This window comes from Solibacillus sp. FSL W7-1324 (assembly GCF_038008025.1).
Classification (GTDB): Bacteria; Bacillota; Bacilli; order Bacillales_A; family Planococcaceae; genus Solibacillus.
Genome location: NZ_JBBOYH010000001.1, coordinates 2,123,607 through 2,141,996, shown reverse-complemented (window position 1 = coordinate 2,141,996; position 18,390 = coordinate 2,123,607). Strand labels below are relative to the sequence as shown.

Here is an 18,390-nt window from a genome sequence, read left to right as displayed (position 1 = left end):
TAAAAGACAATGCAAAATAAGAGAGAACGAAAGACAACTGTCGCTCATTTTTGTTACAATTGTATTACACAAGAAGTTTGGACATTTGTAAGAAAGCTCATACAATTTGCCATTGTAATGAATATATAAGAGATAGAATTATAAAAGGGGGATTTTGTTTGTCAAAGGTGAAAATTGCGATTGCTGATGATAATCGCGAATTAGTTAAAATGATGGAAGTGTATTTTACGAATCATCCGCAAATTGAAATTGTTGCAACAGCGTCTAACGGTAAAATCTGTATTAAAATGCTGGAAGAGCATAAAATCGATGTGCTGCTATTGGATATCATTATGCCGCATTTGGATGGTCTTGCTGTATTGGAAGAGATGTATAACGATGAGCGTCATACACAGACTCAAGTCATTATGCTAACTGCTTTTGGCCAAGAAGATGTTATGAAGCAGGCTGTGAATTTCGGTGCATCTTACTTCATGTTAAAGCCTTTTGAATTTGAGCAGCTTGTTCAAAAAATTCTGCATTGTGCAGGAAAGAAAGTTGAACAGGAAAAACGTGTACCGGTTTTATCAACGAGTACACCTGCTAAAATGGACACACGTTTATTGGATACAACGATTACAGGCATCATCAAAGAGATTGGTGTACCTGCACATATAAAAGGATACGCTTATTTACGTGAAGCGATCCAGATGGTTTACAACGATATTGAATTGTTAAGCTCGGTTACAAAAATTTTATATCCGGAAATCGCGAAAAAATTCGGGACAACCCCGTCACGTGTGGAACGTGCCATTCGCCATGCCATTGAAGTAGCCTGGAACCGCGGCAGCTATGAGAACATCTCGGAACTGTTCGGCTATACCGTACACCATATGAAATCAAAACCGACGAACTCAGAATTCATTGCAATGATCGCTGACAAAATCCGTATTGAGATGGTAGCGAGCTAATTATTCGTAGGCATGCAATTTGCCACTGGACTTATTCTATTACAAGATTATTATTTTAATAATTAAGCCTTCTTACCTTTCTATAGTTAAGAAGGCTTTTATATTTCTTTATACGGTACCAAAAGAATTATCCATCCTACTTACGATAGTTGAGATGTCTTCATCAACAAAGATGAAGGTATCTTTAATTATTACGTAACTATCCACAGCTTTCGCGAGGTGCTCATCATTTTCAAGCATTTCTTTTAAATCTTCACTTACAAAGTAACAGTCTTCCGAACGATCATAAGAGCAATCTTCTATCTCGCTTAGATCGACATCTTCAAAATATTTCTCCATTTTCTTCAAAATATTAAGTAACTTTTTATCTGAAAAATACTTGAATTCATTGCCGTCAAACATCTTAATATATAAATATTCGAACTTGTATTCACTCCAGAGTTCTTCCTCATTCATTAGGAACAGAAAAAGTAATCTTTCTTCTGCTTTTTCATTTCTATAATAAATTTTTTCGGTATTCACCTCGTAATTTTTTATCCTTTTAAGAAAAAGCCTTTTGTTATCAAGTACAATAACACTCATTTCATAATCATCCTTTTACATTCATTGGTAATTTATGAGTATTTTAACCTGAAAATAGAAATTTTAGACTTTGTAACACTATAAAAGTTGTAAATCATAGAAAGCGAATAAAAAATTTTAATTTACGTTTAACAAAAAATAACAACGGGTAAAATTAAATAGCAAGGCTAAGAAATTCTTCGTCTTCGTTTTACCTCCTTTCTTTGGATAGTATGTTTGAGAACGTATTATTCTTTTTGTGTCTAGCGGATGCTGGACACTTTTTTTGTTGTCATAGGATTTTAATGTTAATTTCATATTATTAATATAAATACGCAGTAGAATAGGGGGACAACAATAAGGAGCGATGAAAAATGAAACGATGGAAATTTCTAATGATTCTTCTCGGCGTCCTGACATTTTTTCTGCTTGTAGAATTTCCGCAAGATTCTGATGCATCCCATACAACGACGGCCAATTCTCCTGATGAGGTTGTGAAAAAATATAAAGAAGAATTACATGTTCAACGTGAGACGTGTTACAACGATATATTGCTGCTTGGTACATTAAGCAATACACAGCTTCAAAATATGGAAAAGGAGCTGGAAAATTATTTACATGAGCTTGGCACAATAAGAAATGAAATTATCGAAAATAATATTAACCATCAAAATTTAACCAATTCAATCGAACTAGATATTTTAATGATCAATCGAACACTTAGGGCTATTGAAACACAGGATGAAAGGTATTTGAAAGACTTATCAGATATGTATCATAATTTACTCCAATTCCAGCGCTCACTATAATAATATATTGTAAGCATTTAGAACTTATGAGACAGAAGATTTATATTCCACTTAAAGGGAATGCTTAAAAACCTTCTCATACTCCAATATTTAACTAAACAAAAATCAAAAAAATGTATATACTGTAATGTAGGGGGAGGTGGAATGGTATGGTAATTCATGAAAATCATTTTTTCAAAATAATAAAAAATGATGGAAAAGTATACTTGCAAACCCAAAAGCCAGGTTTTATGCTAAAAGACTTTGAAACGGTTGTGCGCCAAAATCCTCGAATCAAACTTACGAATTTCGCTTTATTAAAAAAGGGACTAAATGAAGTGAGTGATTCCCCTGTTGAAATCGGTATATGGCTGCCATCGATTGTAATCGAAATTTCCAGGGATAAAATGTCTGCCTCGCTTTTTGTATACGAGACAGCGGAGTATATAAAAGACAACGTGCAATCTATTCAGAAAAGGGTTCAGAAACTTTTAGCTGAAGCGAACATAATACATGGAATTTTAAATGTGAACTTGGAGAACATTGTTACTGCAAAAGCAACATTGATTGCGCAAGGTACGCCACCTGTCAAAGGGGAAGATGCACAAATCATCTATTTGGAACTACCTGAGCGAAAACCGGTCATTAGAGAAGATGGCAAAGCGGATTACTATGATATGAACTTCATTTATGAAATTGAAGAAGGCGAATGGCTAGGTGAGAAAATCCATGCACAGCCAGGTATTCCAGGAATGAATGTTTGTGGAGAATCGATACCTGCCCCATGGGGAAGTGACTTACCGTTAAAATATGACCATAAATCGGCGTTTGAAGTTGAAGAAGATGGTAAAACGGTACTACGTTCGAAAATAAGCGGCGTCGTTGAAGAACATGAAGGGATGGTCAGTGTTAATCACCATTTACCGATTGTTGGCGATGTGGGCATTGAAACCGGGAATATTGAGTTTAATGGATCTGTCTCGATAAAAGGAACCGTCCAGCCAGGCTTTTCGGTTGTTGCAAACGGGGATATTTCAATCGAACATCCTGAAGGTGTATCCGGAGCGAAACTGATTAAGTCTTTAGATGGCGATATTTTTATTCGCGGAGGCATATTCGGATTAGGAGAAACACGAGTAGAAGCTGGCGGTGATATTTTCGTGAAACATGTGAATGATGCCCATCTTGTCGCAGGTCGAAATCTGAATATTGGATTTTATTCATTAGGTTCTAATTTATCGGCACATTCCGTTTTAGTTGATGAACGAAAAGGGAAAATTATCGGTGGAACGGTAATTGCAAAGAGTACCATCGTAACGGCATGTTCAGGAAACCGATTGGAAAGGCCGACTGAACTGATCATCAATAGTATAAACAAAGCGCAAAGTCTTGAAACCATCCAGTACAAGGCATCGCTGCTAAAATCAATGCAGGAAGATATCGTGGAGCTGGAAACACAAATAGAACGGATCCTTCCTGTTATACATACGTTAACACAACGACAATTGGAGGCGCTGGAGCTCTCAAAACAAAAGCTCGCTTCCAATAAAGAAACCGCGCTTAATGTAGATCGTGAAATCAAACAATTGATGAGCGATTTGCGTAAAGACAATAAAGCAGAGATACACGTGATGAAAGAAGCATATCCTGGTACATATATACAGATCGGCAAAAAGTCCACTGTTTTGACGTCTATCACAAATGGACGATTTTTAATAGAAAATGGAGAGTTGAATGTGTAATGAATAACATACCCATTTTTGCCCACCGAGGGGCATCGAGCTTTCATTTAGAAAATACATTTGCCGCCTTTAAAAAAGCGAAAGAACTTGGGGCAGATGGCATTGAACTGGATCTCCAAGTTTCAAATGATGGTATTTTAGTCGTGTTTCATGACAATGACTTAAAGAGGCTGGCCGGTATTAACAAAATGGTCAATCAATGCTCCTATGATGAACTGATTCATTATAAACTAGGTCCGCGGTTTAAACGGATGTTTCGTCGTGACCGGATGATTGCCTTTGCCGATGTACTGGAATGGGCAAATGAAGAAAATATGGCGTTGAATGTGGAGCTGAAAGAGTCGTTAATAACGAATGAGCATGTTTTGAAGGAATTACTGCAAACGATTCATTTACCTGAAAACAGCCATTTTTCATCATTCCATGATTCGCTGTTAAAAATTGTGAAAGAGATTCGCCCTGACATCGAAACAGGTTACATTATTACGAGAAAATTCTATTGGGCCACATTAGCAGACCAGAATTTCTACGATGCGATCCATGCACATAAACGTTATTATAAAGGCCAATACTTAGAGGCTTGTAAAACAGCCAATATCGGCATGCGTTTTTACGGAATCCAGGGCAATGAGTCCTTTCTTATAAATCCGCATTCAATTGTAAAAGGGTGGATTACGGATTTTCCTCATTTAGTCCAGGAAGCACAGATGAATCGACATTAATCTCAATATGGGGTTAATTTCCTTTTTATTTTTTTTAGCAAATTGAATATACGAAAAAAATCAAATTTCCTTTTAAAAAGAAATTTGATTTTTTTCTTTACGGTCTTATTTTTGCCAACGCTGCGAAACTTTGCCGCGCTTGCGATCGCGGTGCAGTAAAAAGCCTGCGAAAAATAAAAATGAAACGGCAAATAAGAGGGCACCAACGACGAATTGTAACCAAATCCATGGAAATGGTGAAATTAAAATACCGAATAATGTATCTCGCATAAATTTTATCCCGGCTGCCATTAAAATTGCGGGAATGACTAGTACGATAAATGCAGCCATGCGTGCCATTTACAGTCCTCCTCCACTTAAAAAACAATGAATGAATCAATATCACAGATTATTTTAGTATCACTTAATTTTACAATGCAGGCAGAGAAAGTCAATATTCGGGTATAGATTCATAGAATGGAAATAATGGATCACCTCAACTAACCTACGATTACTATTTTAAAATAATTTTTATGTTTGAAATTTCGCCTATTTTTTAGGTGTTTTTTTGGTTAAAAATTGTCCGAATATTCTAATTTAAGTTAAATTAGGGATTTCTAGTTGCATCCTTTTAGATTTATAAGTATTGTAAAAATAACGATAATAAAATTATACAAATTTGAGTATTTATTATCTTTAATTAACAGATTTTAATAATATACGAGAAAGTAAGCGCTTTCTTGAGTGGAGGGGTATAGTGTTATGGAAATTTTCAAGTACATGCAGAAATATGATTTTGAACAGGTAGTCTTTTGCCAAGATGAGGCATCGGGGTTAAAAGCGGTTATTGCTATTCATGATACAACATTGGGTCCTGCTCTTGGGGGTTCGCGCATGTGGACATATGCCTCAGAGGAAGCAGCGATTGAAGATGCACTTCGTCTAGCACGCGGTATGACTTATAAAAATGCGGCGGCAGGCTTAAATTTAGGTGGCGGTAAAACAGTTATTATTGGAGATCCGTTCAAAGATAAAAATGAAGAAATGTTCCGTGCATTAGGACGTTTCATTCAAGGGTTGAATGGTCGATATATTACGGCGGAAGATGTAGGTACAACAGTTGCCGATATGGATTTAATCCATGAAGAGACAAATTATGTGACAGGTATTTCACCGGCATTCGGCAGCTCGGGCAATCCATCGCCAATTACAGCGTATGGTGTATTTTTAGGAATGAAAGCAGCAGCGAAAGAAGCATTTGGAGACGATTCACTTGCAGGACGTAAAGTAGCGGTTCAAGGTCTTGGGAATGTTGCGTACACATTATGTGAATACTTGCATAATGAAGGAGCGAAACTAATCGTAACGGACATTAATCAGCAAGCAATCGATCGTGTCGTAGCAGACTTTGGAGCGGTAGCTGTAGCACCTGACGAGATTTACTCACAAGATGTGGACATTTTCTCACCATGTGCACTTGGCGCAATTGTTAATGATCAAACAATTCCAACGTTCAAAGCGAAGGTTATTGCTGGGTCTGCAAACAATCAGCTGGCAGAATCAAGACATGGTAAAGTATTGCATGATTTAGGCATTGTTTATGCACCGGATTATGTAATTAATGCAGGTGGGGTTATTAACGTAGCAGATGAGTTATACGGCTACAATCGCGAGCGCGCAATGAAGCGTGTTGAAACGATTTACACAAGCTTGGAAAAGATTTTTGCAATTTCAAAAGAAGAAGATATTCCAACTTATTTAGCAGCAAACCGTTTAGCGGAAGAGCGTATTGCTCGTGTAGCGAAATCCCGCAGTCAGTTCCTTCAAAACGAAAAAAATATTTTAAACGGGCGCTAAGTCGCGGTTCCGAAAGAAGTAATTGATTTTGTAACTGGAAAAAGGGGTGTCGGTTATGGCAAAAGATTATGATGTCGTTATTTTAGGCGGGGGCACAGGCGGTTATGTAGCCGCAATCCGTGCCTCACAGCTCGGATTGAAAACGGCAATCGTCGAAAAAAACAAAATGGGGGGTACATGCCTGCATGCAGGATGTATTCCTACTAAAGCATTGCTTCGAAGTGCTGAAGTATATGTACAATCGAAAAAGGCACTTGATTTTGGAGTGGAAGTGAATGACGTCAAAATCGACTTTGAACGTGTCCAACAAAGAAAGGCTACCGTAGTCGATAAACTTTACAAAGGTGTCCAGCATTTGATGAAAAAAGGAAAAATCGATGTTTATGACGGGTTCGGCCGTATTTTAGGGCCATCTATTTTCTCACCGATGCCAGGTACGATTTCAGTGGAAATGAATGACGGCACAGAAAATGAGATGCTTGTTCCGCAAAACGTCATTATTGCGACAGGTTCACGTCCTCGCACATTGGATGGGTTGAAAGTGGACGGGAAAAAGGTGTTCACATCTGATGAATTCCTGACAATCGAGAAGCTTCCAAAGTCGGCCATTATTATCGGTGGTGGCGTAATTGGTGTCGAATGGGCGTCAATGCTTACTGATTTCGATGTCGAAGTTACGATTATCGAGCTAGGTGACCGTTTGCTTCCAACTGAAGATGCAGCCATTTCCGCAGAGATGCTGAAATCTTTGAAAAAGCGCGGGGTAAACGTTCATTTCAATGTTAAACTCGATCCTTCAGCAATTGATACGAAGGAAGATGTAACGCTACAAGTTAATGATGAAACCATTTCAGCAGAAGCACTTTTGCTATCAGTCGGAAGGGTAGCGAACACATCTAATATCGGTTTGGAGAACACGGAAATCGAACTGGATAAAGGATATATTTCAGTAAACGAACATTTCCAGACGAAAGAACGTCATATATATGCTATAGGAGACGTGATCGGTGGCATGCAGTTGGCACATGTTGCTTCACATGAAGGGATACGTGCTGTCGAGCATATCGCGGGACAGAATTCGATTCCACTGCATTATGCCAATATTGCACGAGGCGTCTACAGTAATCCGGAAGTCGCAAGTGTCGGCCTTACGGAAGAGCAAGCGAAAAACAACGGCTATAAAGTTGTGACAACAACATTCCCGTTTAAAGCGATCGGTAAAGCGATTGTCTATGGTGAAACAGGAGGCTTTGTGAAAGTAGTTGCCGATGAAAGTTCGAATGATGTTGTCGGCGTCCATTTAATCGGACCGCATGCAACGGATTTAATTTCTGAAGCTGCTCTTGGTTTATTCTTAAATGCCTCACCATGGGAAGTTGGACAGATGGTGCATTTGCATCCTTCGTTGAGCGAAATTATTGGGGAAGCCGCGCTGGCGATTGAAGGCAAAGCGATTCATTTTTAATAGTGACAAGGGGGTATTTTATGACGGACACTAATATTACACATGAACAATTAGGATTGACGAATGAAGATGTGCTGAAAATGTACGAAACAATGCTGATGGCACGCCGTATTGATGAGCGGATGTGGCTGTTAAACCGTGCAGGCAAAATACCATTTGTTATTTCATGCCAAGGACAAGAGGCGGCTCAAGTAGGTGCTGCCTTTGCCCTTGATCATACAAAGGATTATATTGCGCCGTACTATCGCGATATGGGGGTTGTCCTTCATTTCGGCATGACGGCAAAAGATTTAATGCTTTCGGCGTTTGCGAAGGCGGAAGATCCGAACTCTGGCGGGCGTCAAATGCCGGGGCATTTCGGTCAAAAAGAAAATCGTATACTTACGGGTTCTTCTCCTGTAACGACACAAGTACCGCACGCGGTCGGTGTTGCACTTGCAGGAAAAATGCAGCAAAAGGACTTTATCACATTTGTAACACTTGGTGAAGGTTCGTCAAACCAAGGGGACTTCCATGAAGGAGCAAACTTTGCAGGAGTACACAAACTGCCGGTTATTATCATGGTAGAAAACAACCAATATGCAATTTCTGTTCCGGTTGAGCGTCAACTTGGGTGTGCACAAGTATCAGATCGTGCAATCGGCTACGGGATGCCTGGTGTGACAGTGGACGGCAAAAATCCATTGGAAGTATATAAAGTGGTAAAAGAAGCGGCTGATCGTGCACGTCGCGGTGAAGGGCCATCATTGATCGAAACGGTTTCGTTCCGACTGACAGCCCATTCTTCGGATGATGATGATCGTCAATATCGTACAGCTGAAGATATTGCAGAAGGAAAAGCAAAAGACCCGATTATTTTATTTGAAACATACTTAAAAGACAACGGAATAGCGGATGATGCGCTATTTGAAGAAATAAACAAAAAAATTATGGATACTGTCAATGAAGCGACAGATTATGCAGAAAATGCAGCTTATGCCTCGCCAGAACATGCATTGCGTTTTGTGTATGCGGAAGGAGAAGATGCGTAATGCCGGTAATTTCTTATATTGATGCGATTAACCTAGCGATGAAAGAAGAAATGGAGCGCGATGACCGCGTCTTCGTATTAGGGGAAGATGTCGGCTTAAAAGGCGGCGTGTTCAAAGCGACAACAGGCTTGTATGACCAGTTCGGCGAAGCGCGTGTACTAGATACACCGTTAGCGGAAAGTGCAATTGCCGGTGTTGCCATCGGTGCAGCAATGTACGGCATGCGTCCGATTGCTGAAATGCAGTTTGCGGACTTTATCATGCCTGCTGTAAACCAGATTGTTTCGGAAGCGGCAAAAATTCGTTACCGCTCGAACAATGACTGGAGCTGTCCTTTAGTCGTGCGTGCGCCATTTGGTGGGGGAATTCATGGTGCCCTTTATCACTCACAATCGGTTGAAGCGATGTTTGCAGGGACACCTGGATTGAAGATTGTCATTCCATCAACACCATATGATGCAAAAGGCTTGTTAAAAGCGGCCATTCGCGATCCGGATCCAGTACTGTTTTTCGAACATAAACGTGCATATCGCCTAATTAAAGGCGAAGTACCGACAGATGATTATACATTGCCGATCGGAAAAGCCGATGTGAAACGTGAAGGTGATGATGTAACAGTCATCACATACGGTCTTGCGGTTCATTTTGCATTGCAGGCAGCAGAACGTCTGGCTAAAGACGGCATCGAAACACATATTTTAGATTTGCGTACTGTTTACCCGTTAGATCAAGAAGCGATTATTGAAGCGGCAAGAAAAACAGGTAAAATCCTTCTTATCACTGAAGACAATAAAGAAGGCAGCATTATGAGTGAAGTGGCAGCCATTATTGCAGAGCATTGCCTATTTGAACTGGATGCACCGATCAAACGTCTCGCAGGACCGGATGTACCAGCAATGCCATACGCACCAACAATGGAAAAGTTCTTCATGATTAATCCTGACAAAGTAGAAAAAGCAATTCGCGAACTCGCTGAATTCTAGTTGATAGAATTGGGATTGTATAAGAATCCTAAACAAACAGCAAAGGCCTATTAGTTAAAGGGGGATTGTTTGATGACAATTCAAAATATCGTCATGCCGCAACTTGGAGAAAGTGTAACAGAAGGTAAGATTGAACGCTGGCTCGTCCAAGTGGGAGATAAAGTAAATAAATATGATCCATTAGCAGAAGTAACAACAGACAAAGTTAGTGCCGAAATCCCTTCTTCGTTTGCAGGGGTAATTACAGAGTTAATCGCAAACGAAGGTGAAACATTGCCGGTAGGCGCAGTAGTATGCGCGATTGAAGTGGAAGGCTCTGAATTGCTGCCAGCACCGGCAGAAAAAAGCTCGAATGTCAGCTCGGCCATTTTAAATGCCGGCTCACAGAAGAAAGAAGAAAAACCGGCAGCGAAAAAAGAAGACAAACCAGAGCGCACAGAACGCAAGCCTGGTCGTTTTTCACCTGCTGTTTTATCAATGGCCAATGAACATGATGTCGACTTGTCTCAGATTACCGGCACAGGTGTTGGCAATCGGATTACAAGAAAAGATGTCGAAGCTTATATTGCTGCAGGGAAGCCGACAAATCAGGACATTTCGAATGATGAACAACCAACAGCATTTGCTGAACAAAAACAAGAATCGTCTCCACAAACGTCAGCACAAAGCGCTACGCAAACTTCGGCACCTGCACCACAGCAAAAACAGGACATTCCTGTTGCTGCAGGAGATATCGAAATTCCGGTGACACAAGTGCGTAAAGCGATTGCGAAAAATATGCTGCGCAGCACACATGAAATTCCGCATGCATGGATGATGATGGAAGTCGATGTGACAGAGCTAGTTGAATACCGTGACAGCATAAAAGAAGATTTCAAGAAAAAAGAAGGATTCAATCTGACGTATTTTGCATTCTTCCTAAAAGCGGTCTCTCAGGCGCTTAAAGAATTCCCGATCATCAATTCGGTTTGGGCGGAAGATAAGATCATTCAGAAGAAAGATATTAATTTATCGATTGCTGTAGCTACGGATGATGCATTATTTGTGCCGGTTATCAAAAATGTCGATGAAAAATCGATTAAAGGCATTGCGAAAGAAATTCATGAATATGCGCATCTTGTACGCAACGGTAAACTGAAAATGGAACATATGCAAGGTGGTACATTTACTGTCAATAATACCGGTTCATTTGGTTCTGTTCAGTCGATGGGCATTATCAATCATCCACAGGCAGCAATTTTACAGGTGGAAAGTATTGTAAAAAGACCTGTAATAGTACAGGGGAATATGATTGCACCACGCTCAATGGTGAATTTATGTTTATCATTAGACCATAGAATTTTGGATGGGATGATTTGTGGTAAATTCTTATCTCGTGTGAAAGAAATTCTCGAAAATGTCGATAAACAGAAGATGTCAGTCTACTGAAAATGTCGTGAAAGCCTATGAAATAAGGCTTTCACGTTTTTTTTCTCTTTATTGTCAGAACATTCTCGTGTAAACTATAGTACAGAAATATAACAAGGGGGGAAGCTACTTAGCGACCACATGTCAATGAATATGAAAGAGATCGAATTTCAAACAGCTAGCTATGAGCAGTGGAAGGAAGAAGCGGTAAAAGCATTAAAAGGAAAACCGTTTGAATCCTTATTTACAAAGACAATTGAAAATATAACACTTGACCCACTTTATACAGAAGAAAGCTTAATCGAAAAATTGGGAGATCAACTGGAGAAACAAGTATCAACAATCCGTTCTTTAACAAAACAGACGAGCTTCACTGTTGCCCAGCAAATTGCCGGCAATGACGCAGCCAGCTTTTTTGCCAATATCGAGGATAGCTTATCACGCGGCAATGAAATGATTACAATCAACAGCCCGGTTGCATTTGACTGGACTGAACAAGATAGCGAAAAACTCGCTTCATATTTATCCGAAAATTCATTTAAATTTATCGTTTCTTCTGCTGAAGATGCGGTGCTGGATGTATTCAAATATATTGACGAAGCTAAACGTAGTGATATTGTAGGCTACATCGTTTCCCCAGAATCAGTGGAATTAGCTGACTATCCAAACGTCCGCACTTTTGGGGCAAATACAATTCCGTTCCATAATGACGGTGCTAATGCAGTTCAAGAGCTTGCGATTGCGCTTGCACAAGCAGCAAAACTTGCCACTACAGTAGAAGATTTTAAAGCATTTGAACAGAAGTTTTTCGTACAGTTTGCGGTCGATACGCAATTCTTTGCAGAAGTAGCAAAACTTCGTGCCTTCAAAGTATTATGGAAAGCGTTTGCTTCAGCATTCGGCAATGAAGCAAGCGCTGTCCCGGTCGTTGTGGAAACTTCGGTACGCAGCTTCTCGAAATATGATGTTTATGTAAACCTGTTACGTGCAGGCAATGAAGCGTTCTCAGCGGCAATCGGCGGTGCAGATGTTATTACAGTACACCCGCATGATGCTTTGACAGGTGTATCAGCGCAGTCAATCCGTATTGCACGTAATGTATCCCTTGTTACGAAGGAAGAGTCGCATGTAACAAATGTAATCGATCCATCAGGCGGTTCATATTTTATCGAATCATTAACAGCAGACTATGTAAAAGAAGCATGGGCACTGTTCTTGGAAATCGAAATTGCTGGCGGATTGGAAACATACGGGATCGATGCTCAAATTGAGGAAGTATATCAGGAGCGCATGAAGCAAGTGGAAACACGCAAGCATTCATTAATCGGTACTAACATTTATGCGAATCCGCAAGACACAGTAGCAACAACTGAGAATGCACAATTTGCAGATGTAAAACGTCTTGCCGTTCCATTCGAAAACTTACGTGCAACTTATGCACAAACTGGAATCAAGGCAGCGATTTTGACATTCGGCGAACTGAAAAACTATAAGCCGCGCGCAGATTTTGTACAAGGATTCTTCGCAACAGCGGGCATCGTAGCATATCAGACAGCAGGCTTCCAAACAGTTGAAGACGCAACAGCTTGGCTGGCAAGCGAAGACTATGACTATGTAGTAATAGCAGCAACGGATGAAGATACGAAAGCCATTGTTCCAGCATTGTTAGAAAATAAAAAACAAACAGTTGTATTGGACGTGGCTGGTAAATATAAAGAAGAAGAAGCGGCATGGACTGCAAAAGGCTTAAACGGCTTTATTCATGCAGGTCAGAATATCGTAGAAAAGCTATCGGATGTCGTGATGAGCGTGAAGGGGGTACAACAATGAGTAAAGCAAATTTCGCAACGGTTGTCATTGAAGATGTATTAAAACAAGAGCAACTTACTTCTACAGGCTCGTACGTGACAAATGAAGGCATTGAAGTGAATTCTGTCTACAATAAAGAAGACATTCAAGATGCAAAACATTTAAAAGATGTGGCTGGTATTGCGCCGAATACACGTGGCCCATATCCGACAATGTATGTCGCGCGTCCATGGACAGTGCGTCAATATGCAGGTTTCTCGACAGCGGAAGAATCAAATGCTTTCTACCGTCGTAACTTGGCAATGGGTCAAAAAGGGCTTTCAGTAGCATTCGACTTAGCAACACACCGCGGTTATGACTCGGATCACCCTCGTGTAACAGGGGATGTCGGAAAAGCCGGCGTTGCAATCGATTCGGTTGAAGATGCAAAAATTTTATTCGACGGTATTCCACTCGATCAAATGTCAGTATCGATGACGATGAACGGTGCCGTATTACCGATTCTAGCTTTCTACATCGTTGCAGCTGAAGAACAGGGAGTATCGCCTGATAAATTGGCCGGTACGATCCAAAACGACATCTTAAAAGAGTACATGGTACGTAACACATATATCTACCCACCGGCAATGTCGATGAAAATCATTGCGGACATTTTTGAATATACGGCGAAATTCATGCCGAAATTCAACTCGATTTCCATTTCGGGTTACCATATTCAAGAAGCGGGTGCGACAAATGATATCGAGCTTGCCTATACATTGGCAGACGGTCTTGAATATGTACGTACTGGTTTAAAAGCAGGCATTGATATCGATGCATTTGCACCGCGTTTATCGTTCTTCTGGGCGATCGGCATGAACTATTACATGGAAGTTGCAAAAATGCGTGCAGCACGTCGTATTTGGGCACAGATGATGTCTACATTCAATCCGAAAAACTCGAAGTCTCTTGCACTTCGTACACACTCGCAAACATCAGGCTGGAGTTTAACAGAGCAAGATCCGTTCAATAACGTAACTCGTACATTAATCGAGGCAAACGCGGCAGCGATGGGTCACACACAGTCACTTCATACGAACGCGCTGGATGAGGCCATTGCTTTACCGACAGACTTCTCGGCGCGTATTGCACGTAATACACAGCTATTCCTGCAAGAAGAAACAGGAATGACAAAAGTAATCGATCCATGGGGCGGCTCGTACTATGTTGAAAAACTGACAGAAGAGCTGACAGAAAAAGCATGGGCATTAATCGAAGAAATCGAAGCACTTGGCGGAATGGCAAAAGCGATTGAGACAGGGCTTCCGAAAATGAAAGTTGAAGAAGCAGCGGCTAAACGTCAGGCGAAAATCGATTCAAAAACAGAAACGATTGTCGGCGTAAACAAATACCGTCTTGCTGAAGAAGATCCAATCGACATTTTGGATATCGACAATGCAATCGTACGCGAGTCACAAATTGCCCGCCTTGAAAAAATGAAGGCTACTCGTGATGAAGCGGAAGTACAAAAACATTTAGCCCGAATTACAAAAGCGGCTGAAGACGGCTCTGAAAACCTATTAGCTGTTGCAGTGGATGCGGCGAGAGCACGTGCATCATTAGGTGAAATTTCGGATGCGATTGAAGCGGTATCCGGCCGTCATAAAGCAGTTATCCGTTCAATTTCCGGAGTCTACTCTGCTAACTTCTCGGATGATGAAATGATTTCAGAAGTGAAGCAAATGACAGAAGACTTCCTGGAAGCAGAAGGTCGCCGTCCACGTATTTTAGTGGCGAAAATGGGACAAGACGGACATGACCGCGGAGCAAAAGTTGTAGCAACTGGCTATGCGGACTTAGGTTTCGATGTCGATATTTCTCCGTTGTTCATGACACCGGAAGAAACAGCACAAATGGCAAATGAAAATGACGTACACTGTATCGGCGTATCTTCGTTAGCAGCGGGTCATAAAACATTAGTGCCTGAACTTGTAGCTGAATTGAAGAAACTAGGTCGCGAAGACATTATCGTCATTTGCGGCGGTGTCATCCCGGCTCAAGACTATGAGTTCCTGTATGAAGCAGGTGCAGCAGCAATCTTCGGACCAGGTACTGTAATTCCAGTATCGGCAATCCGTATTATAGAAGAAATTTATAAAAAGTTAGGTTATGAGGAAGTGGCAGAGTAGTGATGCCACAAGATGAGAAGAGCGCTTTATTTGTTATGGATGGTGTGAAGGGTGGTCATGATGGTATGAGCTATTCAAACCCGAAAAAGTTCCGGAAAAAAAAGCAGGAAGCACTTGATCTACAGACGCTGGCAAGCGAAGTACGTGCGGGTAACCGTACTTCGCTCGCAAAAGCGATAACACTCATTGAAAGCTCGAACAATGCCCATAAGGAAGAAGCACAGAAGCTGCTGCAGGAACTGTTGCCTTATACAGGTAATTCAATCCGTATTGGCATCACTGGTGTACCGGGGGCGGGGAAAAGTTCGTTTATCGAAGCATTCGGTACAATGCTGTGCAAAATGGGCAAGCGTGTGGCGGTACTTGCAATCGACCCGAGTTCATCGCTTTCAGGCGGCAGTATTTTAGGGGACAAAACACGGATGGAAGAACTGGTACGCCAGGAAAATGCATTTGTCCGTCCATCACCGAGTGCCGGTACATTAGGCGGTGTCCATAAAAAATCACGCGAAACGATGCTCGTATGTGAAGCGGCAGGCTATGACGTCATTTTGATTGAAACAGTCGGTGTCGGTCAAAGTGAAACATATGTGCGCGGCATGGTCGACTTCTTCCTGCTGCTCGTGCTAACAGGTGCGGGAGATGAGCTTCAAGGGATGAAGAAGGGCATTATGGAGCTTGCAGATGGCATTATCGTCCATAAAGCGGACGGGGATAATGTACGCCCTGCACGCCGGACAATGCAGGAATACAAGCAGATCCTTCATTTCCTACAGCCGTCGACTCCTGGCTGGCTCAGTACGTCACTGACCGTATCTTCTCTAGAAAAAACGGGGCTCGACAAAGTTTGGGACATGCTGATGCAGTTTGAGCAAACAACAAAGCAGTCGAATTATTGGACGACACGTCGCCATGAGCAAACACGCGACTGGTTCCATACGATGATTACCGATCATCTAATCGATTCGTTCTATAAAAATCCGGATCGCAAAAAGCAGGTCCGGTCACTTGAGGAAGAAATATTGCATGGCCAGCTAACAGTAACACAAGGGGTTAATGCATTATTTGGCGAAAAAAATGTAGATGGATGATAATCAAGAGTCTTTGCACATCTTTCGTAACCTTGCTATGATAAAAAGGAACATAGAAAGGGGCTAAAAAGCTTATGAACATGGATTATGATTTATTTATGCAACAAATTACAACGACTGCACGTGCAGAGATGGAAGCAGCAGGTTATGAACAACTGCGCACTCCGGAAGATGTAGAAGCAGCGTTTGCTCGTCAAGGAACAACTCTTGTTATGGTGAATTCTGTATGTGGTTGTGCTGGCGGTATTGCACGTCCTGCAGCAACACATGCCGTACATTACGATAAACGTCCAGACCATTTAGTAACAGTATTTGCCGGTCAAGATAAAGAGGCAACTGCAGCTGCACGTTATTATTTCGGTGAAGATCACATCCCATCATCACCATCATTTGTATTATTGAAAGATGGACAAGTTGTAGGAGAAGTTGGCCGCTTTGAAATCGAAGGACATGACCCAATGAGTGTTGTAACAAACCTTCAGGGTCACTTCGAGGAAAACTGCGAAGAAATCTAATTTTACTAGAGTTATTGTGTAACGGGTGCATTTTGAATGTACCCGCTGCACTCCTATAACGGGGGAGTTCAACCGATATGAAGAAATTTTCAATCGGCTATCGTACTTTAAAAACAGCCATTGGTGCTGCCGTTGCGATAGCAATTGCCCAATATTTTGATTTGCAGTTTTTCACGGCAGCTGGTATTCTGACGATTTTAAGCATTCAACCAACAAAACGTAAATCTTTACATGCAGTGTATACCCGGATTGTTTCAACAATTGTCGGGATCGCTTATGCATTTATATTTTTCGAAATATTCGGTTATTCGCCGGTTGTTTTAGGGATTGTGATGATTCTTTTCATTCCGACAATCGTTTCTCTTAGAGTAGTAGAAGGGTTTATTTCTAGTTCGGTCATCATGATGCACATTTATTTGACCGCCAATTTTACGGTCGATCTGCTTATTAATGAATTTTGCTTAATGGCTATCGGTTACGGGGTTGGTTTAGTCGTAAATATGTACATGCCGGATATCCAGCAAGGCCTGTATTACCACCGCGAAAAATTGGAATCGTTATTGAAGAAAATTCTTGCGGAAATTGCAGGGTATTTGAGGGATGGCGATACATTATGGGACGGTCATGAACTGATCGAGGCGGCGAAAGTGGTCGAGGCAGGAAAAGCGCTGGCATTCCAAGATGTAGAAAATCATGTAACGCGTAAAGAAAATACATTTTACCTGTATTTTGATATGCGTGAAAGACAGCTGGAAATTATTGAGCACGTGTTGCCTAAAATTACGACACTGCCGGTAATGACAGAGCAGGCTACATTAATTGCAGCTTTCATGGAAGACTTGAGCGAGAATGTCCATTCAGGAAATACGGCAAGCCGCTTTTTGGAAAAACTCGACAAAGTAAAAGAAGAGTTCGCCAAAATGCCATTGCCAAATGATCACGAAACATTCCTCGCAATGGCCGCACTGTATCAGTTTATCGAAGAAATGGATGAATACCTGGTCATCAAACAATCGTTCAGGGGGATGAAATAATCCTGAATTATTGAGTGTAGCGTCCGATCCGGGATGGAAATCAACTTCACCCTCAGGAGAAAATAAAAAAATGGATGCCTAAACATCCATTACATAATTGCTGCGACACCCATTGCAACAGTTGAGATTAACATGATAACAACCATTGAATAAACGACTATTTTTTGAAACTTTTTGTTGCTCATTCTTTTCGCTCCTTCAATATGAACTAGTACTAGTTTATCAAATTTGAAGGAATTCTCAAGTACATTAGATTTTACATTTTCGAAATTTTTAAATTTTTTTATC

Annotated in this window: 17 protein-coding genes; 14 read left to right on the top strand and 3 right to left on the bottom strand. The window is 41.0% G+C overall.

The genetic code is table 11. The annotated features are described in order from the left end of the window. Positions 1 to 158: 158 nt before the first annotated feature. The gene (gene spo0A, locus MKY71_RS10580) at positions 159 to 950 is read left to right on the top strand and encodes a sporulation transcription factor Spo0A (protein WP_079527582.1); all 792 of its coding nucleotides are present in this window, start codon (positions 159 to 161) and stop codon (positions 948 to 950) included. Between the two features lie 108 nt (positions 951 to 1,058). Here spo0A and MKY71_RS10575 read toward each other — a convergent pair whose 3' ends face one another. Next, positions 1,059 to 1,532: a DNA polymerase III subunit alpha gene (locus MKY71_RS10575; RefSeq protein WP_339171707.1), complete on the bottom strand. Its 474-nt coding sequence runs from the start codon at positions 1,530 to 1,532 to the stop codon at positions 1,059 to 1,061. A gap of 353 nt (positions 1,533 to 1,885) precedes the next feature. Between MKY71_RS10575 and MKY71_RS10570 the strand changes: the two genes are divergently transcribed. The 3 genes from MKY71_RS10570 (at position 1,886) to MKY71_RS10560 (ending at position 4,763) form a co-directional block, all read left to right on the top strand. After that, on the top strand, positions 1,886 to 2,320 hold the full coding sequence (locus tag MKY71_RS10570) for a hypothetical protein (protein WP_339171705.1): 435 nt from the start codon (positions 1,886 to 1,888) through the stop codon (positions 2,318 to 2,320). Between the two features lie 149 nt (positions 2,321 to 2,469). Then, entirely contained in the window at positions 2,470 to 4,041 is a 1,572-nt protein-coding gene (locus MKY71_RS10565) for a DUF342 domain-containing protein (RefSeq protein WP_340732556.1), read from the top strand. Beyond that, positions 4,041 to 4,763 carry a glycerophosphodiester phosphodiesterase gene (locus tag MKY71_RS10560; protein WP_340732555.1) on the top strand — a complete coding sequence of 241 codons (723 nt, stop codon included), beginning with the start codon at positions 4,041 to 4,043 and terminating at the stop codon, positions 4,761 to 4,763. Before MKY71_RS10565 ends, MKY71_RS10560 begins: the two co-directional genes overlap by 1 nt. A 105-nt stretch (positions 4,764 to 4,868) precedes the next feature. Here MKY71_RS10560 and MKY71_RS10555 read toward each other — a convergent pair whose 3' ends face one another. After that, entirely contained in the window at positions 4,869 to 5,102 is a 234-nt protein-coding gene (locus MKY71_RS10555; protein WP_340732554.1) for a DUF2627 domain-containing protein, read from the bottom strand. Positions 5,103 to 5,504: 402 nt separating this feature from the next. Between MKY71_RS10555 and MKY71_RS10550 the strand changes: the two genes are divergently transcribed. The 10 genes from MKY71_RS10550 to MKY71_RS10505 all read left to right on the top strand — a co-directional run bounded on the left by MKY71_RS10550 (position 5,505) and on the right by MKY71_RS10505 (position 18,102). Continuing rightward, the gene (locus tag MKY71_RS10550; RefSeq protein WP_339171694.1) at positions 5,505 to 6,599 is read left to right on the top strand and encodes a Leu/Phe/Val dehydrogenase; all 1,095 of its coding nucleotides are present in this window, start codon (positions 5,505 to 5,507) and stop codon (positions 6,597 to 6,599) included. Between the two features lie 55 nt (positions 6,600 to 6,654). After that, on the top strand, positions 6,655 to 8,064 hold the full coding sequence (gene lpdA, locus MKY71_RS10545) for a dihydrolipoyl dehydrogenase (protein ID WP_339171691.1): 1,410 nt from the start codon (positions 6,655 to 6,657) through the stop codon (positions 8,062 to 8,064). A 20-nt stretch (positions 8,065 to 8,084) separates the two neighbouring features. Beyond that, positions 8,085 to 9,095 (top strand): thiamine pyrophosphate-dependent dehydrogenase E1 component subunit alpha, encoded by a 1,011-nt coding sequence (locus MKY71_RS10540; protein ID WP_339171689.1) that lies wholly within the window; start codon positions 8,085 to 8,087, stop codon positions 9,093 to 9,095. After that, positions 9,095 to 10,078 carry an alpha-ketoacid dehydrogenase subunit beta gene (locus MKY71_RS10535; RefSeq protein WP_339171688.1) on the top strand — a complete coding sequence of 328 codons (984 nt, stop codon included), beginning with the start codon at positions 9,095 to 9,097 and terminating at the stop codon, positions 10,076 to 10,078. The genes MKY71_RS10540 and MKY71_RS10535 overlap by 1 nt, the downstream gene beginning before the upstream one ends. A 72-nt stretch (positions 10,079 to 10,150) precedes the next feature. After that, the gene (locus tag MKY71_RS10530) at positions 10,151 to 11,506 is read left to right on the top strand and encodes a dihydrolipoamide acetyltransferase family protein (protein WP_340732553.1); all 1,356 of its coding nucleotides are present in this window, start codon (positions 10,151 to 10,153) and stop codon (positions 11,504 to 11,506) included. A gap of 126 nt (positions 11,507 to 11,632) precedes the next feature. Continuing rightward, positions 11,633 to 13,315, top strand: coding sequence for a methylmalonyl-CoA mutase family protein (locus tag MKY71_RS10525; RefSeq protein ID WP_339194803.1), 1,683 nt, complete (start codon positions 11,633 to 11,635; stop codon positions 13,313 to 13,315). Beyond that, positions 13,312 to 15,462 carry a methylmalonyl-CoA mutase gene (gene scpA / locus MKY71_RS10520; protein WP_339171680.1) on the top strand — a complete coding sequence of 717 codons (2,151 nt, stop codon included), beginning with the start codon at positions 13,312 to 13,314 and terminating at the stop codon, positions 15,460 to 15,462. The genes MKY71_RS10525 and scpA overlap by 4 nt, the downstream gene beginning before the upstream one ends. A 2-nt stretch (positions 15,463 to 15,464) precedes the next feature. Next, a complete protein-coding gene (meaB, locus tag MKY71_RS10515) occupies positions 15,465 to 16,553 on the top strand; it encodes a methylmalonyl Co-A mutase-associated GTPase MeaB (protein WP_339199697.1) in 1,089 nt (362 codons plus the stop codon). A gap of 74 nt (positions 16,554 to 16,627) precedes the next feature. Continuing rightward, the gene (locus MKY71_RS10510) at positions 16,628 to 17,068 is read left to right on the top strand and encodes a BrxA/BrxB family bacilliredoxin (RefSeq protein WP_339171678.1); all 441 of its coding nucleotides are present in this window, start codon (positions 16,628 to 16,630) and stop codon (positions 17,066 to 17,068) included. A 77-nt stretch (positions 17,069 to 17,145) separates the two neighbouring features. Continuing rightward, entirely contained in the window at positions 17,146 to 18,102 is a 957-nt protein-coding gene (locus MKY71_RS10505; protein ID WP_339171676.1) for an aromatic acid exporter family protein, read from the top strand. 89 nt (positions 18,103 to 18,191) lie between these two features. Here MKY71_RS10505 and prli42 read toward each other — a convergent pair whose 3' ends face one another. Beyond that, positions 18,192 to 18,287: a stressosome-associated protein Prli42 gene (gene prli42 / locus MKY71_RS10500; RefSeq protein ID WP_008404197.1), complete on the bottom strand. Its 96-nt coding sequence runs from the start codon at positions 18,285 to 18,287 to the stop codon at positions 18,192 to 18,194. Positions 18,288 to 18,390 lie beyond the last annotated feature (103 nt).